Origin of the sequence: Flavobacterium xanthum (assembly GCF_900142695.1) — a bacterium.
GTDB lineage: Bacteria > Bacteroidota > Bacteroidia > Flavobacteriales > Flavobacteriaceae > Flavobacterium > Flavobacterium xanthum.
The window spans coordinates 1-17,550 of record NZ_FRBU01000058.1; the positions used below are offsets into that span (position 1 = coordinate 1).

21 protein-coding genes and 2 tRNA genes are annotated in these 17,550 nt (G+C 36.0%); 4 read left to right on the forward strand and 19 right to left on the reverse strand.

What is annotated here, in order from left to right:
• Together tnpB and tnpA are read right to left on the reverse strand one after the other, a co-directional pair.
• Window positions 1-186 (reverse strand): IS66 family insertion sequence element accessory protein TnpB (gene tnpB, locus BUC11_RS17425; protein ID WP_394332914.1); only part of this gene is annotated, 186 nt, incomplete at its 3' end.
• On the reverse strand, window positions 186-467 hold the full coding sequence (gene tnpA, locus BUC11_RS15490) for an IS66 family insertion sequence element accessory protein TnpA (protein WP_073353117.1): 282 nt from the start codon (window positions 465-467) through the stop codon (window positions 186-188). The genes tnpB and tnpA, both read right to left, overlap by 1 nt.
• Window positions 468-651: 184 nt before the next feature.
• Here tnpA and BUC11_RS15495 point away from each other — a divergent pair, with 184 nt between their 5' ends.
• On the forward strand, window positions 652-1,008 hold the full coding sequence (locus BUC11_RS15495) for a hypothetical protein (RefSeq protein WP_073355532.1): 357 nt from the start codon (window positions 652-654) through the stop codon (window positions 1,006-1,008).
• Here the strand turns inward: BUC11_RS15495 and BUC11_RS15500 are convergent.
• From BUC11_RS15500 to BUC11_RS15510, 4 genes are read right to left on the reverse strand one after another with little or no spacing between them, the layout of a single operon-like run.
• On the reverse strand, window positions 1,005-1,763 hold the full coding sequence (locus BUC11_RS15500) for a UDP-2,3-diacylglucosamine diphosphatase (protein ID WP_073355533.1): 759 nt from the start codon (window positions 1,761-1,763) through the stop codon (window positions 1,005-1,007). The genes BUC11_RS15495 and BUC11_RS15500 overlap by 4 nt on opposite strands.
• A gap of 4 nt (window positions 1,764-1,767) precedes the next feature.
• Complete coding sequence (locus tag BUC11_RS15505; RefSeq protein WP_073355536.1) at window positions 1,768-2,232, reverse strand: 6-pyruvoyl trahydropterin synthase family protein; 465 nt, start codon at window positions 2,230-2,232, stop codon at window positions 1,768-1,770.
• Window positions 2,233-2,266: 34 nt separating this feature from the next.
• Window positions 2,267-2,440: a hypothetical protein gene (locus tag BUC11_RS17025; RefSeq protein WP_175547767.1), complete on the reverse strand. Its 174-nt coding sequence runs from the start codon at window positions 2,438-2,440 to the stop codon at window positions 2,267-2,269.
• Window positions 2,441-2,446: 6 nt separating this feature from the next.
• Complete coding sequence (locus tag BUC11_RS15510; RefSeq protein ID WP_073355538.1) at window positions 2,447-3,214, reverse strand: enoyl-CoA hydratase/isomerase family protein; 768 nt, start codon at window positions 3,212-3,214, stop codon at window positions 2,447-2,449.
• Window positions 3,215-3,340: 126 nt separating this feature from the next.
• Here BUC11_RS15510 and BUC11_RS15515 point away from each other — a divergent pair.
• A tRNA-Ala gene (locus BUC11_RS15515) sits at window positions 3,341-3,414 on the forward strand.
• Between the two features lie 181 nt (window positions 3,415-3,595).
• Here BUC11_RS15515 and BUC11_RS15520 read toward each other — a convergent pair.
• From BUC11_RS15520 to BUC11_RS15535, 4 genes are all read right to left on the reverse strand, one after another.
• Window positions 3,596-5,098: an aldehyde dehydrogenase family protein gene (locus BUC11_RS15520; RefSeq protein WP_073355544.1), complete on the reverse strand. Its 1,503-nt coding sequence runs from the start codon at window positions 5,096-5,098 to the stop codon at window positions 3,596-3,598.
• A gap of 213 nt (window positions 5,099-5,311) precedes the next feature.
• A complete protein-coding gene (locus BUC11_RS15525) occupies window positions 5,312-6,148 on the reverse strand; it encodes a helix-turn-helix domain-containing protein (RefSeq protein ID WP_073355546.1) in 837 nt (278 codons plus the stop codon).
• A gap of 272 nt (window positions 6,149-6,420) precedes the next feature.
• The gene (gene mtgA, locus BUC11_RS15530; protein WP_073355548.1) at window positions 6,421-7,161 is read right to left on the reverse strand and encodes a monofunctional biosynthetic peptidoglycan transglycosylase; all 741 of its coding nucleotides are present in this window, start codon (window positions 7,159-7,161) and stop codon (window positions 6,421-6,423) included.
• Complete coding sequence (locus BUC11_RS15535; protein WP_073355565.1) at window positions 7,161-8,273, reverse strand: NAD(P)/FAD-dependent oxidoreductase; 1,113 nt, start codon at window positions 8,271-8,273, stop codon at window positions 7,161-7,163. The genes mtgA and BUC11_RS15535 overlap by 1 nt, the downstream gene beginning before the upstream one ends.
• 189 nt (window positions 8,274-8,462) lie before the next feature.
• On the opposite strand from BUC11_RS15535, the gene BUC11_RS15540 reads away from it, so the two are divergent.
• Window positions 8,463-10,364, forward strand: a complete 1,902-nt coding sequence (locus BUC11_RS15540) for a S9 family peptidase (protein WP_073355550.1) — start codon at window positions 8,463-8,465, stop codon at window positions 10,362-10,364.
• Window positions 10,365-10,670: 306 nt separating this feature from the next.
• Here BUC11_RS15540 and accC read toward each other — a convergent pair whose 3' ends face one another.
• The 6 genes from accC to pdxA all read right to left on the reverse strand — a co-directional run bounded on the left by accC (window position 10,671) and on the right by pdxA (window position 15,654).
• Window positions 10,671-12,017: an acetyl-CoA carboxylase biotin carboxylase subunit gene (accC, locus tag BUC11_RS15545; RefSeq protein ID WP_073355552.1), complete on the reverse strand. Its 1,347-nt coding sequence runs from the start codon at window positions 12,015-12,017 to the stop codon at window positions 10,671-10,673.
• A gap of 83 nt (window positions 12,018-12,100) precedes the next feature.
• A complete protein-coding gene (accB, locus tag BUC11_RS15550; RefSeq protein WP_073355555.1) occupies window positions 12,101-12,580 on the reverse strand; it encodes an acetyl-CoA carboxylase biotin carboxyl carrier protein in 480 nt (159 codons plus the stop codon).
• Between the two features lie 23 nt (window positions 12,581-12,603).
• On the reverse strand, window positions 12,604-13,602 hold the full coding sequence (locus tag BUC11_RS15555; RefSeq protein ID WP_073355557.1) for a beta-ketoacyl-ACP synthase III: 999 nt from the start codon (window positions 13,600-13,602) through the stop codon (window positions 12,604-12,606).
• Between the two features lie 170 nt (window positions 13,603-13,772).
• Window positions 13,773-13,967: a 50S ribosomal protein L32 gene (gene rpmF, locus BUC11_RS15560; RefSeq protein WP_007137315.1), complete on the reverse strand. Its 195-nt coding sequence runs from the start codon at window positions 13,965-13,967 to the stop codon at window positions 13,773-13,775.
• Window positions 13,968-13,976: 9 nt separating this feature from the next.
• Entirely contained in the window at window positions 13,977-14,519 is a 543-nt protein-coding gene (locus BUC11_RS15565) for a YceD family protein (RefSeq protein ID WP_073355558.1), read from the reverse strand.
• A gap of 85 nt (window positions 14,520-14,604) precedes the next feature.
• Window positions 14,605-15,654, reverse strand: a complete 1,050-nt coding sequence (gene pdxA, locus BUC11_RS15570; RefSeq protein ID WP_073355560.1) for a 4-hydroxythreonine-4-phosphate dehydrogenase PdxA — start codon at window positions 15,652-15,654, stop codon at window positions 14,605-14,607.
• Window positions 15,655-15,712: 58 nt separating this feature from the next.
• Here pdxA and BUC11_RS15575 point away from each other — a divergent pair, with 58 nt between their 5' ends.
• The gene (locus BUC11_RS15575; protein ID WP_073355566.1) at window positions 15,713-16,300 is read left to right on the forward strand and encodes a riboflavin synthase; all 588 of its coding nucleotides are present in this window, start codon (window positions 15,713-15,715) and stop codon (window positions 16,298-16,300) included.
• Window positions 16,301-16,333: 33 nt separating this feature from the next.
• Here BUC11_RS15575 and BUC11_RS15580 read toward each other — a convergent pair whose 3' ends face one another.
• The 3 genes from BUC11_RS15580 to mce form a co-directional block, all read right to left on the reverse strand.
• Window positions 16,334-16,561: a hypothetical protein gene (locus BUC11_RS15580; RefSeq protein WP_073355561.1), complete on the reverse strand. Its 228-nt coding sequence runs from the start codon at window positions 16,559-16,561 to the stop codon at window positions 16,334-16,336.
• Window positions 16,562-16,754: 193 nt separating this feature from the next.
• Window positions 16,755-16,828: transfer RNA gene (locus tag BUC11_RS15585), tRNA-Ile, on the reverse strand.
• Between the two features lie 143 nt (window positions 16,829-16,971).
• On the reverse strand, window positions 16,972-17,373 hold the full coding sequence (gene mce / locus BUC11_RS15590) for a methylmalonyl-CoA epimerase (protein ID WP_073355562.1): 402 nt from the start codon (window positions 17,371-17,373) through the stop codon (window positions 16,972-16,974).
• Window positions 17,374-17,550 lie beyond the last annotated feature (177 nt).

Genomic DNA, 17,550 nt, shown 5'->3' on the forward strand with positions numbered 1-17,550 from the left:
ACCGGATTCCCAGTGTAAAAGTTTCATCTGATTATTATTTCGATTGATAAAAATGAACACTTCCCCACTATGTGCAACGCGTCCTAATTCATTGGCAACAAGACCGCACAAACCATTAAAGCTTTTGCGCATATCGAAAACTTTGGGGTAGAGCAAAAAGGTATGTGAACTACTTAGGCTAAACACTAATATAGGTTTACTAAAGCCGAAAGTTCACTTAAATTATCCGTATCCACTCGCAGCACAACTCCATTAGGGTATACGATTTCGTATTTGTTTTCTAAAGCGAAAACTGGTTTTTTCAGTGCAATAAAACCTCCGCTTTGTGCTTCTTCATTTTTGCTTTTTCGTATCCAATAGCTGAAGGTTCCTAATTTAATACCTGCTTGATCGCAATACGCTTGTTGTGAAAGTCCACTTTGTTTCCAAGATTCAACTCGGGATAACATAAATTCATTTTTATTCATGTCTAAATTGTTTAGAACAAAACTACTACCTTAGGTTAATCTAAAAAATATGGGGTTCGTCGGGCGGATACGTTTATAACACAAATTCATGAAGATTACTTTTTCCTTTTTTATACCTTTTTTATGTTATATTATTTAGAATAGATATAAATAATACTTATATTTGTTTCAAAATAAATTAGACATGCAAGAAATAAAACAGATATATCATAACAATTTAGGAACTGCATTTTATTGGAGAAAAGACAATGATATCGTTCTAGATAAAGTTCAGCTCGTTTTTAGAGAAACGGGATTCTATTTTACAAAGCAGGAACTGCAACTATTTAAGCGTTGCATCGAAGACAGCTACCAGCAAAACAGCTTTTGCGACGATTGTGAACTGAAAAACAAATGCCACAAATTTTTATTAAAAACACCTTGTCTTCAAATTGATTTAGCGGTTTCCATGGAAGAACTTAATGCAGTAAAAGATTTGATTGAAGGCACCTTGTTTAAAATAAATTTAGATGATTATTTGTACGGCGAAGGGATGAATTAGGAATCGTACTTTTTTATTTCGAAAGTCTCGCCATCAAAAACACCATAGGTAAAATACGTAATCCAGTCGCCTAGATTCACATATTCAGAATTTTCTCCTACAGTAACTTTCATAGGCAAATGACGGTGGCCAAAAATAAGGTAATTGTAATGCTTGGTTTCTAGCTTTCTTTTAGAATAAAGAATGAGCCATTCGTTGTCTTCGCCAAGAAAAGTCACATCCTCATCGCCAGAAATCAATTTGTTCTTCACCGAAAGATATTGCGCCAGTTTCACGCCGATGTCCGGATGAATCCATCTAAAAAGCCATTTAAAAAACGGATTGGTAAATACCTTTTTCATGCGCTTGTATCCTAAATCACCAGGACCTTTGCCGTCTCCGTGGCCAATAAGGAACGTTTTGTCGCCAAAAACATATTCTTGATTGTCATGAAATACTGGTATGTTCAATTCTTTCTGGAAGTAATCTTCCATCCATAAATCGTGATTTCCTACAAAGAAATAAATGGGAATTCCACTGTCTCGGATTTCAGCAAGTTTGCCTAGAACGCGAATAAAACCTTTGGGGACTACGGTTTTATATTCGAACCAAAAATCAAATAAATCGCCCAATAAAAATATAACTTCGGCATCTTTTTTAACTTCGTCAAGCCAAGCCACGAACTTTTGCTCTCGAGGAAAACTCAACTCTGGTGTGGGTGCACCAAAATGCTGATCAGAAGCGAAATATATTTTTTTGTTATTAGGTAATTGCATGAAGTTACAGTATGGATTTCATATTATCACTAGCAAACCACTCTGCAAAAGAAGATTCGGTTTCTTGTAGTTTTAAGGAAAAAAGAGTGATCCCTTCGGGTAATCGGCTGATAATTCTATGGGAGAAATCTACTACCATATTTTCGCTTGTGGGTTGGTAATCTACTAAGATAACATGATGTCCACGATTTATTAGTTCGTTTGCCAACTCAATGTGGGGCGTGGTGCCATTGAACACAGTGGCATGGTCAAATTGATCTACAATTTCTTCTTTTACAATCTTCTTTAAATCCGTGAAGTCAATTACCATTCCATATTTTACATTGGAACGATCTGTTATTGGAGATCCAATTACGGTTACTGATAATTTATAACTATGTCCGTGAACATTTTTACATTTGCCGTCATAACCATATAAGGCGTGTCCAGTTTCGAAACTAAATTGTTTTGTAATTCTGATATTGCTCATTAGATTTTAATTTTGATGCAAATTTAGTAAATAATTAAAGTTCTTTGTCTCTTTTTTTTGCACTAGTATACATCCAATAGGCTAGACCAATTAAAACAACGAAAGGAATAAAAGATCCAATAATAATACCTATTTGGTAACTATTGTCTGTAGCATTTTTTAATTTTTCTTCAATATTTGCTTGTTGCACAAGCGTTAGGATTGTCATGATAAATTATTTTTTGAATTGTGATAATGCTTTTTTAGTAAAATCAGACAACACTAGTCTTCCAGAAATTGCAGCGCGTTCCACCAAAAGTGCTTCCCAATCTTGGGTTCCATCCCACAACACGTTCTTCATTTCGATTAAAGCATCTGGGTTATAACTGGACAATTTAGCACTGAAATTAGTAATGGCAATGTCAAGAGCCTCAATAGATTCAAAAGTACTAGCATATAATCCTTTGTCGACGGCCCAATCTGCTGATTTCCATTCTTCTGCTGCCAAAGTCATTTCGGACATAGCTGTCTTTCCAATTTTTCTTGAAACTACAGGTTCTATGACAAAGGGACCAATACCAATTGCTAATTCAGACAGTTTTATTGAAGCATTTTTTGTAGCCAAAGTATAATCGCAAGCACAAGCAATTCCTACGCCGCCTCCCACTGCCTTTCCTTGAATACGGCCAACAACAAGTTTAGAACAAGATCGCATAGCATTGATTAAATGGGCAAATCCTGAAAAAAATTGGGTTCCCTCTCCTTCGTCAGAAACCGCCAAAAGTTCGTCAAAGGAGGCTCCCGCACAAAAAGCTCCTGTACCTTCACTTTGAATCACAATGACTGTAATAGTGGGGTTAGCACTTAAATTATGAAATTCGGCTGTGAGTCTGTCCAGTAATTCTCTTGGAAAAGAATTACTTGCTGGATGACCAAAAGTTACCGTTGCAATTTTATTATCGAATGTTGTGAAGAGCGAGCCTATTGGGTTTTCTGATACCATGCTGGGGATTTTGATGTAAAGTTAGAAAAAGTAACGGAGCATTTGACTTTTTTTCAAACAGAATAGATTTGTATTTTTGAAATTTGCATTTTGAGAAATTTATATGCTATATTTGCGGTCAAGTTCGGGGGATTAGCTCATTTGGCTAGAGTGCTTGCCTGGCAGGCAAGAGGTGACCGGTTCGAATCCGGTATTCTCCACAATATAAAACCGTAAATCTAATTAGTAAAGATTTACGGTTTTTTTATTTAAGTTAATGACTTAAGAACCTCTGCATGAGCAGTACTTTGATGGAGCTATTTTGATCAGATAAATCAAAAAAGGCTGTCTCAGAATAAATAGAGACAGCCTTTTTGTTTGTGCAGTAAACAGTGCCTTTACTTAAAAGAATCCAACTGGCTCTTTGTCGTAAGAGATCAACATGTTTTTCACAACACGGTAATGATCTAAAGCCATTTTGTGGTTTTCACGACCAAATCCGGATTCTTTAACTCCACCAAACGGAGCGTGCGCAGGATAGGTATTGTATTGGTTTACCCAAACTCTACCCGCTTGAATAGCACGTGGAACTTGGAATAATTCGTGCGCATCACGAGACCAAACACCTGCACCTAAGCCGTAAGGAGTGTCGTTTGCGATTGCAATTGCCTCTTCGGTAGTTTTAAATGTTGTCAAAGCGACAACTGGTCCAAAAATTTCTTCTTGGAATACACGCATGTTGTTTGTTCCTTTTAATACTGTTGGTTGAACATAGTATCCTCCAGCAAGATCGCCTTCATAATTACCCGCTTCTCCTCCAGCTAATACAACTGCACCTTCTTCTTTACCAATGTTGATATAGTTGACGATTTTATCACATTGTGCTTTTGAAACTTGAGATCCGATCATTGTTTCTGGATCTAGTGGATTTCCTGCTTTAATTAGTTTTAAACGCGCTTGCATTCTTTCAATGAAAAGATCAGCAATACTTTCGTGAACTAAAATACGGGAGGGAGTCGTACAAATTTCTCCTTGGTTTAAGGCAAACATTAATGCGCCTTCAATCGCTTTACTAAAGAACTGATCATCTTGAGCGGCTACAGATGGGAAAAAAATATTTGGAGATTTTCCACCTAATTCCATAGTTACTGGAATAATATTTTCGGCTGCATTATGATACACTTTACGACCTGTTTCAGTAGATCCGGTAAATGAAAGTTTAGCAATACGTTTTGAAGTCGCTAAAGCTTGACCTGCTTCTGAACCAAAACCAGTTACAATGTTTAAGACTCCTGCAGGTAAAATATCACCTATCAATTCCATCAACATCATTACACTTGTAGGAGTTTGTTCCGCCGGTTTAACAACTGCAGTACAACCTGCTGCTAAAGCTGGAGCAATTTTCCAAGCCAACATTAACATTGGAAAATTCCAAGGAATAATTTCACCTACAACACCGATAGGTTCATGCAAAACGATACTTAAGGTATTTTTATCATGCTCTGAAACGCTTCCTTCGTCTGCACGGATAACACCTGCAAAATAGCGAAAGTGATCAATACAATAAGGGATATCAGCCGCACGTGCTTCACGGATTGGTTTACCGTTATCTATAGTTTCTAATGTTGCTAAATATTCTAAGTTGTCTTCCATTACTTGCGCAATTTTCAACAACATATTGCTACGCTCTGTTACTGAAGTTGTACTCCAAGTAGGGAACGCTTTATGAGCTGCATCCAAAGCAAGGTCGATATCTTCTTGAGTTGAACGAGCAGCTTGAGTAAACACTTTTCCATCAACTGGAGAAGGATTGTCAAAATACTGCCCTTTTACTGGAGCAACAAATTTACCGTCAATAAAATTATCATATCTTTCTTTGAAAACAGGTTTAGTTACATTTGCCATTTTTTAGTATTTAAATTATCTAAGTGTAATTATTTTTTTAAAAACGCTTTGTTTTAATTACACTACAAATGTACGATGGCGGTAAGCGTAACAGGTTATTGATACGGTTCAAAAACTTATGAAAAAAGCTCAATTTTTATTTTAAAATCGCAGCACGGCAATAAAAATAGATATAAATTCCTGTTTATTAGATTTTTATGATTTTAAATGATTTTAATAAATTTCCTTTGGACTAATTCCGAATTTGTTTTTAAAAGCGATACTAAAGTTGGAGAGATTATTATAACCTACCTCCAAATAAATATCAGAAGGTTTAAGTAGTCCTTCATGCAACAAGTCTTTCGCTCTTTGCAAGCGCTTATCTTGCAGCCATTTGCCTGGCGCCTCATTGTATTCTAAAGTAAAATGACGTTTGAAAGTAGACAAACTCATGTTGCACAAAAAAGCAATTTCTTCCAGTTTTAGGTTCGAATGCACATTGCTTTCCACCACTTTTTTAAAGGGAGAAACTTCTTTGGAGATTAAGGAATACAAATAGAATTCGAATTTTTGTTCATATTTGTATAATAGATACAGCATAATTTCTTCAAATTTTACGAGAAGCAACTGTTCTGTATAATCAGAGGGTGCCGTATTTAAAACCGATAGAGAATTTAAGAAAGTTATGATGTAGTCATCATTTTCAATTACGAAATAAGGAATTTCGTCTCGATGAGGAGAACCACTTTTAGTGTGTTTTTGTAGAAATTCAATCAGCTTTTCCTCGGAAAAAAAGAAGAGCTTGCAGTAATAAATAGCTTCCGTGTCCAATAATTCGGTCCAAAGCCAATTTCCTTTTTTAAGAAGCAAAGACTGTTTACTATTTACAGCAATTGACGTATCCGCAAAGTGAACCTGTTTTTTACCCACCTGCAAAAAACTAAACATGTTCATACTTAAATTGACCTTGCTTTTTACAACATCATTGGTCATTTTAAAATCATAAACCAATAGATCACCACTAACTTCCTGGTCTTGACTATAAATCTCGGGTATGTTTGCTATTGGCATTTGATATTTCTCAAAAGGATTATTATACTATATTAACCTGTATTTTGCTAAATACTGAAACTTATTACCGACTACTTCTCTTCATTCTATTGCTACACGAAAAGAAACTCCGCTGTAGCAACTTTCAGTTCCGAAAAATCATGACAAAATACCACCCAATTAAATAACAAGTAGTACTATAAAATAATGCGAGAATTACAATCTCTTACGACAGTTTTTCTTCTTGTTTTAAAGCTAGAGGAGTTACCATAAATGGCAGTTTTTAATACGTTTTAATATTCAATTTTACCAACTTGACGCATTACACGAACAATTTTATCTTTTCGTCGGTTGATGTAGGAGGAAGAACTAGTTGCCGCATATTTTCGTGGATTGGGTAAAATTGCTGCAATTCCTGCTGCCTGCATCGGTGTTAAACTGGAAGCTCCTTTGCGATACCAATGTTCTGCAGCCGCTTGCGCTCCATACACCCCATTTCCCATTTCGATACTGTTCAAGTACACTTCCATAATACGTTCTTTACCCCAAATGATTTCGATCAAAACAGTGAAATAAGCCTCAAGACCTTTTCTCAAATAACTTCGGCCTTGCCAGAGAAATACATTCTTAGCGGTTTGCTGCGTTATGGTACTTCCTCCTTTTATTCTTCGCCCACGTTCGTTGCTTTTGTACGCTTTTTGCATCGCAACAAAATCAAAACCATTGTGCTTCAAGAAAGTCCCATCTTCACTGGCGATTACGGCTTTTTGAAGGTTCATGGAAATATTTTCAATTGGTTCCCAGTCGTGGCTAAAAAAAACTTCTTTTCCCGCAACCTTATTTTCAATTGCCCGAATCACCATTAATGGCGTAAACAAAACTGGAACAAATTTAAAAAACACGACAAAAAATAAAGAAAGTCCAAAGAACCATAACAAGACTTTGAATAAAAAACGGGTTAGTTTGCTCATAAAAGAGGTAGGTTCTTTTTTAACGGGTTGTCTTGATTTTTTTGCTGTTATTTTTGTTGCCATTATACTAAATCTGCTAATTCTGTTCCAATTAAACTACCTATTGCCACGCCCATTCCACCCAATCGCACACCACAATACACCGTATCAGATAGTTGTGAAACAATGGGGTTTTTACTGTTGCCAATACCCATGATTCCACTCCAACGGTGTGCAATTTGGAAATCCTGATTCGGCAAAATTACTTCTTTTAATAACTGTTCCAATTTTTTTTGGACGATTTCTGTTTGTCCAAATGCGGTCGTGTTTTCCGTTTCAAAATCTAGATTTCTTCCTCCACCCAATAAAATCCGATCCCCAATATTTCTAAAATAATAATACCCTCGATCCAAATGAAATGTTCCACGTATATCTAAATTCTTAATCGGCTCTGTGATTAAAACCTGCGCTCTTGCTGGCTTAACTGCACCATTAGTTAATTCATTTGCAAAGCCATTCGTAGCAAAAAGTATTTTCTTGGAGGTGAAACTAAAATCCCCCAGCGCGACTTCAACACTATTGCCTTTATCTAAATAGGAGGTAACAGTTTGTTGGTTTAAAATTAAAATATTTTCAGCAACTGCTTGTTTTAACAGCGCCTGCATCATATTTCCAGTATCAATCTGGGCTTCAAATGGATTGAAAACTAAATATTCTTGTACTCCGTTGAATCCAAAACGATCGATTTCCTTAGCAAAAACAGCCGCTTTGAAAAGGGGTCTTAAAATTTCATTAATAAAGGGTAATTTTCGAAGACAATCATCGTAGTTGCTTGTATTGTCTCTTAAAAATAACTCATATCCGCCATACGGCTTAAAATCTATACTGTCATCACCAAGCCTTTTTCGCAGCAATTGCAAACCTTTCCATCGTTTCTGAACCAGATTCACCACTTCCTCCTCCGAATGGGATTTTAAGTCATCCATAATTTCCGACAGACTTCCAAAACAAGCGAATCCAGCATTTTTAGTACTCGCACCTTGTGGCAACATTCCTTTTTCCAAGACTAGGATTTTGCTGTCCGGGAATTTTTCGCGCAAGCGTAATGCAGCATGCAAGCCCACAATACCGCTTCCTACAATAGTATAGTCTACATCCGTAAACCAGTTTTTCAACTCCCAATAGCTCAAATTCATATTCAAATATTTTTCATAAAAATAATAATTTTTTGGAGCTAATCCCGCTATCCGTTGCAATCTTTTATTTTTTAAAGAAAAAATAAAAGGATTTTCACTGCTATCGGGGCTACAAAGCAAGTGTTAAAAACAAAAAAACATTAGATTAAATTGGTTAATTTTATCGCTCGTAAAAAATCAATTACTAAAATGAAAAAAATACTATTTATACCCTTATTAATGATGAGTTTAACCGCTATGGCACAAAATGTAATGACACCAGAGCTGCTTTGGAAACTAGGAAGAGTGACTCCATTAGGCATTTCAAAGGATGGAAAAAATGTAGTTTATAAAGTAACCACCCCATCTGTTACGGCAAATAAATCAGAAACTAAGTTTTACGCTTTACCTGTAATTGGAGGCAACCCAACCGAGGTAAAAGATACTAAAGACCTACTCAAGGATAAAAACATTTCACCTGACGGGAAATATCTTGTTTACAATGAAGAGGTGAAAATAGAAAAAGTTTTAGGAAAAGATTTCTATCCAGAACTAGATAAATCAGATGTTAAAATCTATGATGGATTGAATTACCGCCATTGGGACACTTGGAATGAAGGGAAATTCAATCATGTTTTTTACAAAGAAAACAAAGAAGGTGACGTAGGAATTGACATTCTAAAGGGAGAAAATTTTGACAGTCCACAAAAACCGTTTGGTGGAGACGAAGATTATATTTGGACACCAGACAGCAAGAGTATCCTTTATGTAAGCAAGAAAAAAGCAGGAACCGATTATGCAGTTTCTACAAACACCAATATCTTCGAATACAATCTGGAAACTGGGAAAACCATCAATAGAACCGAGCAAAACTTAGGATATGACACTGCTCCACAATTTTCTCCAACGGGGAATTTGACTTGGTTGCAAATGAAACGCGACGGTTTCGAAGCGGACAAAAACGACCTGATGGTGAGTTTCAAAGGAATAAAGATGAATTTAACGGCTAATTGGGACGGAACCGTAGATAATTTTATGTGGAGCGCTGATGGAAAAAAAGTATATTTTGTAGCGCCAATTGAGGGTACAAAACAGTTATTTGAAGTTAATTTCCCAGGTGTAACTAAAATTATGATCACTGTTCGCCAAATCACTACTGGCGATTTTGACGTTAATGATTTAGTTGGTTTTTCAGATAATAACATCATTGTAACGAAAACCGACATGAATCATGCGGCGGAAATTTTTTCTTATGATCTAAAGAAAAATTCTTGGAAACAACTTTCTAATGTCAACACTGCAACGTATAATTCTTTGGCATTAAGCAAAACAGAAAAACGCTACGTAACGACAACCGACGGTAAAAAAATGTTGGTTTGGGTGGTTCTTCCGCCAAATTTTGATGCTACAAAAAAATATCCAACCCTTTTATATTGTCAAGGTGGACCACAATCTGCCTTAACACAATTTTATTCCTACCGATGGAATTTACAATTGATGGCCGCTAATGGGTATATTGTTGTAGCTCCAAACCGTCGCGGAATGCCAGGTCATGGTGTGGAATGGAACGAGCAAATTAGTAAAGACTGGGGCGGACAAGTAATGGATGATTACCTTTCAGCAATTGATGCAGTGGCGAAAGAAAAATATGTGGATACAAGCCGTTTGGGCTGTATTGGCGCTAGCTATGGTGGATATTCTGTTTTCTACTTAGCCGGAATCCACAAAAACCGTTTCAAAACCTTTATTGCTCATGATGGTGTATTTAACACCCAAAGTATGTTTGGGACAACCGAAGAAGTTTTCTTTAGTAATTGGGATTTTGGTGGCGCGTATTGGGAGAAAGACAATGCGGCGGCCCAGAAAACCTACACCACGTTCAACCCAATGACTTTAGTAGAAAAGTGGAATAAGCCTATTTTAATTATTCAAGGTGGCAAAGATTTTCGGGTGCCAATAGGACAAGGACAAGAAGCGTTCCAAGCGGCTCAGCTGCGTGGCTTAAAAAGCCGATTTTTGTATTTTCCAGAAGAAAATCACTGGGTGTTAAAACCGCAAAATGCTCAGGTTTGGCAAGGTGAATTTTTCAAATGGCTGAAAGAGAACTTGTAACACCTCTTTTACGATAACTTCAAACCGCACTTTCTAGTGCGGTTTTTTTTTGCACAGATCACACTTTTTTGAATATCTTAACTTTATAGCCTACTCTTATTTTTATCTTTAAAACATGGACAATGAAAAAAGGCCTCATTGCTCTAATTATATGCTAACACCAAACCAAATGCATCAACAGAATAAAATAATAATGCGAACCTACAAAACAAAAAACACTTGCAAGAACGTTCTTGCAAGTGTTTAATTAATTATTCTTGTCTAATAATCTGTATCGATTATTCAGGACGAGACAGTCTCGTATTTTTATTCTGGATCATTCATTTTGAAAGTATCCATAAATGCAGTTGTATAATCACCCGCAATATAACGCGGATCATCCATTAGCTGTCTGTGAAAAGGAATAGTTGTTTTGATCCCCTCGATAACAAATTCATCTAAAGCTCTTCTCATTTTGCTAATTGCTTCCTCACGAGTTTGCGCAGTTGTAATCAATTTAGCAATCATAGAATCATAATTAGGAGGAATCGTATATCCTGAATACACGTGCGTATCTAAACGAACACCGTGCCCTCCTGGCATGTGAAGCGTAGTGATTTTCCCTGGAGATGGACGAAAATCATTATAAGGATCTTCCGCATTGATACGGCATTCTATCGCATGCAATTGTGGTAGGTAATTCTTTCCTGATATCGCTACGCCAGCAGCAACAAGAATTTGTTCACGAATTAAATCATAATCAATAACTTGTTCTGTAATAGGGTGCTCTACTTGAATACGAGTATTCATCTCCATAAAGTAGAAATTACGATGTTTATCTACTAAGAACTCAACCGTTCCTGCACCTTCATACTTGATATATTCTGCTGCTTTTACAGCTGCAGCACCCATTTCAGCCCGCAATTTATCGGTCATAAATGGCGAAGGTGTTTCTTCAGTCAATTTTTGGTGACGCCTCTGCACGGAACAGTCTCGCTCAGAAAGGTGACATGCTTTTCCATAAGAATCGCCTATAACCTGAATTTCAATGTGGCGAGGCTCTTCAATTAATTTTTCCAAGTACATTCCGTCATTACCAAAAGCAGCTGCAGATTCTTGACGTGCACCTTCCCAGGCTTTTAATAAATCTTCCTCTTTCCAAACGGCACGCATTCCTTTTCCACCACCACCAGCAGTAGCTTTAAGCATTACTGGATAACCAAAATCTCTTGATAATTGCAAGGCCTGGTCATACGATTCTAAAATTCCCACTGAACCTGGTACACAAGGAACACCTGCTTCAATCATTGTCGATTTTGCAGAGGCTTTGTCTCCCATTCTATCAATCATCTCAGGAGAAGCTCCAATGAATTTGATACCATGTTCTTGACAAATTTTTGAAAACTTCGAATTTTCAGAAAGGAATCCATACCCCGGATGTATTGCATCTGCATTTGTAATTTCAGCAGCTGCAATTATGTTTGACATCTTTAAATAGGACAAGTTGCTTGGAGGCGGCCCAATACAAACTGCTTCGTCAGCAAACTTTACATGTAAACTTTCAGCATCAGCAGTAGAATAAACGGCTACCGTTTTAATACCCATCTCCTTGCAAGTTCTAATTACGCGTAACGCAATTTCCCCTCTATTTGCAATTAATATTTTTTTAAACATCTTCTTTTATATTTTAAATTTAAAATTCCAATAGCCAAAATTCAATTTAGAACTGAAATTTTGGCTATTGGAATTTAAAAATATTATGATGGATCTACTAGGAATAATGGTTGGTCAAATTCAACTGGTGACATATCGTCCACTAAAATTTTTACAATTTTACCAGAAATTTCAGATTCGATTTCGTTAAATAATTTCATCGCTTCGATTACACAAAGAACATCCCCTTTAGAAATAGTTTTACCTACTTCCACAAACATTGGTTTATCTGGAGATGGTTTTCTATAAAAAGTTCCAATAATTGGAGATTTTATAGTGATATAATGCGAATTTTCAACTACTGGAGCCTCAGGGACAGCGGCTACAGGTGCCATTTGTGGTGCAGCTGCTACTTGCTGAGGTGCAGCTTGAGCAGGCATTTGTTGCACATAAGTGGTCTCTGTTACATTTCCTTCCAAAGTTGTTCTGATAGTGATTTTGACATCATCCATTTCCAACTTAACTTCTGCAACTCCTGAATTTGCTACAAACTTGATTAGATTTTGAATTTCTTTTAAATCCATAATTATTTGTTTTTAGTTTAAATTTATTTTTTGTCGTATGCCCATTTTAGATAAATAGATCCCCAAGTGAATCCACCTCCAAAAGCAGCCAAAATTATAACATCACCTTTTTTGAATAAATGTTCAAAATCACTTAGCACTAATGGCAAAGTAGCCGAAGTCGTGTTTCCGTATTTCTCTATATTCATTAGCACCTTAGAATCTTCGAGGTTCATTCTGTTGGCCGTAGCATCAATAATACGTTTATTGGCCTGATGAGGAACTAACCAATCTACATCTTCATTGGTCAAATTATTTCTTTTGAGAATTAATTCGCTTGAATCCGCCATATTAGTAACCGCATACTTAAAAACAGTTTTCCCATCTTGGATAATATTGTGTTTATTATCTTTTACCGTTTGAAGAGTCGTTGGATTAAGAGAACCACCTGCATCAATTTTCAAAAAATCTCTGCCTATTCCATCACTACGAAGGTATTCATCTTGCAACCCTAATCCTTCATAATTAGGTTCAAATAATACTGCACCGGCACCATCCCCAAAAATAATGCAGGTCGAACGATCCGTATAATCTACGATAGAGGACATTTTATCTGCGCCTATCAATAGCACTTTTTTATATCTTCCTGATTCGATGTAAGCTGCTGCTGTTGACATGCCAAATAAGAAGCTGGAACAAGCTGCCTGCAAATCATATGCAAAAGCATTTGTGGCTCCAATTTGTGTGGCCACATATACGCCCGTTGCCGCTACTGGCATATCTGGTGTTGCAGTTGCCATTATCAATAAATCTATTTCCAAAGGATCAATATTGGCTTTAGCCAATAAATCTTGCGCAGCTTTTACAGCCAAAAAAGAAGTTCCTTTATCCTCATCTTTGAGAATCCTTCTTTCTTTAATTCCTGTGCGAGAGGTAATCCATTCGTCATTGGTATCCACCATAGTTTCAAGAGCTTTGTTCGTTAGCACAAAGTCGGGAACATAGGCTCCAACAGCGGTTATTGCGGCTGTGATTGTATTCATTGTATGCATTTATTTCTAGTCAAATGTTGCCATTTGAAATTTTTTAAAAGACTTGAAAATTACAAAAAAAATTCCATTCTCTTTGATTTGGAACTTCTTATTTAACGAAAATTACAAACAACAAAAAAACTCTCACGATGTGAGAGTTCGAATATCATTTCCAAAATGTATTAAGCAACAGCTACAGATTTATCTATAACAACTTGCCCTCTGTAGTACATTTTACCTTCATGCCAATACGCTCTGTGGTATAAATGCGCTTCTCCAGTGATAGGACAAGTAGCGATTTGTGCTACAGTTGCTTTGTAATGTGTTCTTCTTTTATCTCTTCTTGTTTTGGAGATTTTTCTCTTAGGATGCGCCATTTTACTATATTATTTATCCGTTAATAGTTGCTTTAATTTGTCCCAACGTGGGTCTATATTTTCTTCTTCTTTATTCTCTTCTTTTTCTTCCTTTACTATTAGCTCATTGAGCTTAATCAGGGCTTCCGTTTTTAAACTTCCGTCTTTTATGCCCGGATGAACGCGTCTTAGAGGAACTGACAATACAATCATTTCATAAATATATTGCGCAACATCCATCTCAAATTCACCATGTGGCAGAATCAACAACTCCTCATTTTCATTGTTAAATTCCTCTCCAAAACGAACGATTAACTTCATTTCACCTTTAATTGGCAAATCAAAATCTTCGCTTGTGAGATCACAAGGTACATTTACAACACCTTTATGTTTAAAACTCAATTCTAACAGCGTACTTTTTTTCTCTAAAACTACATTTACTTTGATTTTTGAATCTTGATATTCATTATAATCAAAGATTTCAAAGAACGCATTACTGATTTGATATTCAAAATGATGTTTCCCTAGCTTTAATCCTATGAAAGGAATTAAATATTCTTTTGTGTTCTTCATTTCAACAACAATTTGCCCCTAAACTTCGGGAGTGCAAAGATATAAAATTATTGCAAATCTAATAATGTTATTCACTTTTTTTTGTTCACAACTGCTTTTCTTTTGTTTTCAGTGGTTTTTTACTGATTTCGGCATGTTGATTACGTGAATGATAAATATCTATTGCTAGATATACCGCTTCTTTAAACGAGTTAAAATCAGCTATTCCCTTACCCGCTATATCATAGGCCGTACCGTGATCCGGCGACGTTCTAACCTTGCTTAAACCAGCAGTATAATTTACCCCTTTACCAAAAGATAATGTCTTAAAAGGAATCAACCCTTGGTCGTGGTACGTTGCTATCACGGCGTCGTATTTTTCGTATTGGTTACTCCCAAAAAAACCATCTGCGGCAAAAGGCCCAAAAACTAAAGTTCCTTTATCAAATATTTTTTTTAAAGCAGGTTTAAGTATCAAATCATCCTCCGTACCAATGACGCCGCCATCGCCGCAATGAGGGTTTAAGCCTAACACTGCAATTTTAGGTTTATTTATACTGAAATCCTGAATCAATGATTGTTTAATGGTTTCAATCTTTTTTCTAATCAATTCCTCCGTAAGATGAGAGGCCACTTCGCTTAAAGGAATATGATCCGTCAACAATCCTACCCTTAACGTATCCTGAACCATCAACATAAGAGCATTACCTTCTAGTTCTTGATCCAAATAATCCGTATGTCCTGGAAACTTAAATTCGTCTGATTGAATATTATATTTATTTATGGGTGCGGTTACTAACACATCAACAAGTCCTTCTTTCAGCGCTTTAGTTGCAGCTACAAATGATTTTATAGCATACTCCCCAGCTTTTGGATCGCTTTTACCAAGATTCAAATCCAATCCTTCTCTCCACAGATTTAAAACATTTATCTTCCCTGGAACAATTTGATCTAATCTATCAATACCATGCAGTAAAGAGGTCGATTGAAAACTTTTTTTCACAAAGGACAACAGCTTAACGTTTGCAAAAATTACAGGCGTACACAACTCTAACATACGAGCATCCTCAAATGTTTTTAAAACAACTTCGCTTCCAATACCGTTTAAATCTCCAATAGAAATTCCTACGATTATATTTTCTGCTTTTTTCATCATGACATACCGTTATTTATTGCTAATTTTGAAGTGCAAATTTAGTAAAATAAAACAAGAAATGTTTACAGGAATCATAGAAACCCTTGGAACCATCCAAGAAATAAAAAAAGAGAACAGCAATCTGCACATCACCATTAATTCATCTATAACCGATGAGCTAAAAATTGACCAAAGTGTCGCTCATAATGGCGTGTGCCTTACGGTTGTCGCCCTAACAGACAACTCCTACTCTGTAACAGCGATTGATGAAACCATAAAAAAAACAAACTTAATAAATTGGAAAATTGGAGACTTAGTCAATCTGGAAAGAGCCATGAAACTAGGCGATCGACTTGACGGACATATCGTTCAAGGCCACGTGGATCAAATTGGCACTTGCACAACAGCAGCGGAAACAAATGGAAGCTGGCTTTATACCTTTGAATACGACGAAAACCTGCACAACATAACAATTGAAAAGGGCTCAATAACCGTAAATGGGGTGAGCTTAACCGTCGTAAACTCCAAGAAAAATGAATTTAGCGTAGCTATTATTCCCTATACTTACGAACATACTAATTTCAAGAACTTTGAAGTAGGCACAAAAATAAACCTTGAATTTGACGTTATCGGTAAATATGTTTCCCGATTGTACGCTAACAAATAACAAGCACCTACTACCCAAAAAAAAACTCCAACTTTACATTGGAGTTTTTTGTTTTAGTTCAAAACTGTAAATGATGTAAATTCCCATAAACAAAGCAATCAACACCAGTATAAAAATATTCTCATCAATAGCTAATCCAGGGGGCGGAGGCGGCCTTCTTCTTCCTACGGGGCTAGGTGGATTTGCACTGCCAGCAAACGCATTAAAAATGCCTAGCACTAAAATCATTAAAATAAAAAAAACGCTCTTTAAAAATTTCATAAAATTAATAAAATAAAAAAAATCATTCTTAAAGTGTAATTTGCAGAAAGATATAATTTCTTGTAAAATAAGCACATAGTTTTAACAAAAACAACAACACACTCGAGAAAAGAACATTTTTAGACAAAAAACATACTTAAAGTTGTTATAAACAAAAAAAATCTTTCAAAAAATTGAAAGATTTTTTTTATTGTGGTCCCACCTGGGCTCGAACCAGGGACCACCTGATTATGAGTCAGGTGCTCTAACCAGCTGAGCTATAGGACCGGTTTAGAGTTTGCAATATTACTACTATTTTTGGTTTGCTCCAAATATTTTTAGAAATAGATTTACTTATTCTTTTCGTAAAACTATTTAATTTACACAAAACACCTGAAAATTAGAATACTACTCGTTCTAAATATCTGAAATTATTTTATTTCTTGACACAATTCTATCAAGACTCCGTTAGTGCTTTTAGGATGTAAAAACGCAACTAACTTGTTATCAGCTCCTTTTTTAGGAACGTCATTAAGGACAACAAATCCCTCTTCTTTCAAGCGGGTAATCTCTGCTGTAATGTCCTCAACATCAAATGCGATATGATGAATTCCTTCTCCCTTTTTTTCTAAAAACTTGGCAATAGGACTTTCTGGATTGGTTGCGGCAAGAAGCTCAATTTTATTGGGTCCATTCATAAAAAAAGAAGTTGTCACTCCTTCGGTTTCTACATCTTCAAATTTATAAGCCGGAGCACCAAAGAGTTTTTCAAATACTAAATTAGACTCTTCTAAATCCTTGACCGCAATCCCTATGTGTTCTATTTTTCTCATTATTTATGTTTTGAACGTGTTGGCACTTTAAATTTAAAAAATGCAAAACCGCTACAATTTATAGTTCTGAATGTTTAATGCTGCTTGAATTCAATTAATAAATGCGAAAGTTAGGAATCTCAAAGAAAGATGAAATATTTTTTCAGAACAAAGAAAAGAAAATTAATTCTTTTCCCT

What these genes read in the sequence shown, in the direction of transcription:
- mce (WP_073355562.1), bottom strand. Translation starts at nt 17,373, where the DNA reads ATGAGAAAAATAGAACACATAGGGATTGCGGTCAAGGATTTAGAAGAG.
- BUC11_RS15505 (WP_073355536.1), bottom strand. Translation starts at nt 2,232, where the DNA reads ATGAGCAATATCAGAATTACAAAACAATTTAGTTTCGAAACTGGACAC.
- BUC11_RS15510 (WP_073355538.1), bottom strand. Translation starts at nt 3,214, where the DNA reads ATGGTATCAGAAAACCCAATAGGCTCGCTCTTCACAACATTCGATAAT.
- BUC11_RS15555 (WP_073355557.1), bottom strand. Translation starts at nt 13,602, where the DNA reads ATGAATACAATCACAGCCGCAATAACCGCTGTTGGAGCCTATGTTCCC.
- BUC11_RS15535 (WP_073355565.1), bottom strand. Translation starts at nt 8,273, where the DNA reads ATGAATTTGAGCTATTGGGAGTTGAAAAACTGGTTTACGGATGTAGAC.
- BUC11_RS15520 (WP_073355544.1), bottom strand. Translation starts at nt 5,098, where the DNA reads ATGGCAAATGTAACTAAACCTGTTTTCAAAGAAAGATATGATAATTTT.
- accB (WP_073355555.1), bottom strand. Translation starts at nt 12,580, where the DNA reads ATGGATTTAAAAGAAATTCAAAATCTAATCAAGTTTGTAGCAAATTCA.
- pdxA (WP_073355560.1), bottom strand. Translation starts at nt 15,654, where the DNA reads ATGATGAAAAAAGCAGAAAATATAATCGTAGGAATTTCTATTGGAGAT.
- tnpA (WP_073353117.1), bottom strand. Translation starts at nt 467, where the DNA reads ATGAATAAAAATGAATTTATGTTATCCCGAGTTGAATCTTGGAAACAA.
- BUC11_RS15575 (WP_073355566.1), top strand. Translation starts at nt 15,713, where the DNA reads ATGTTTACAGGAATCATAGAAACCCTTGGAACCATCCAAGAAATAAAA.
- BUC11_RS15500 (WP_073355533.1), bottom strand. Translation starts at nt 1,763, where the DNA reads ATGCAATTACCTAATAACAAAAAAATATATTTCGCTTCTGATCAGCAT.
- accC (WP_073355552.1), bottom strand. Translation starts at nt 12,017, where the DNA reads ATGTTTAAAAAAATATTAATTGCAAATAGAGGGGAAATTGCGTTACGC.
- BUC11_RS15565 (WP_073355558.1), bottom strand. Translation starts at nt 14,519, where the DNA reads ATGAAGAACACAAAAGAATATTTAATTCCTTTCATAGGATTAAAGCTA.
- BUC11_RS15495 (WP_073355532.1), top strand. Translation starts at nt 652, where the DNA reads ATGCAAGAAATAAAACAGATATATCATAACAATTTAGGAACTGCATTT.
- BUC11_RS15580 (WP_073355561.1), bottom strand. Translation starts at nt 16,561, where the DNA reads ATGAAATTTTTAAAGAGCGTTTTTTTTATTTTAATGATTTTAGTGCTA.
- BUC11_RS15540 (WP_073355550.1), top strand. Translation starts at nt 8,463, where the DNA reads ATGAAAAAAATACTATTTATACCCTTATTAATGATGAGTTTAACCGCT.
- rpmF (WP_007137315.1), bottom strand. Translation starts at nt 13,967, where the DNA reads ATGGCGCATCCTAAGAGAAAAATCTCCAAAACAAGAAGAGATAAAAGA.
- BUC11_RS15525 (WP_073355546.1), bottom strand. Translation starts at nt 6,148, where the DNA reads ATGCCAATAGCAAACATACCCGAGATTTATAGTCAAGACCAGGAAGTT.
- BUC11_RS17025 (WP_175547767.1), bottom strand. Translation starts at nt 2,440, where the DNA reads ATGACAATCCTAACGCTTGTGCAACAAGCAAATATTGAAGAAAAATTA.
- mtgA (WP_073355548.1), bottom strand. Translation starts at nt 7,161, where the DNA reads ATGGCAACAAAAATAACAGCAAAAAAATCAAGACAACCCGTTAAAAAA.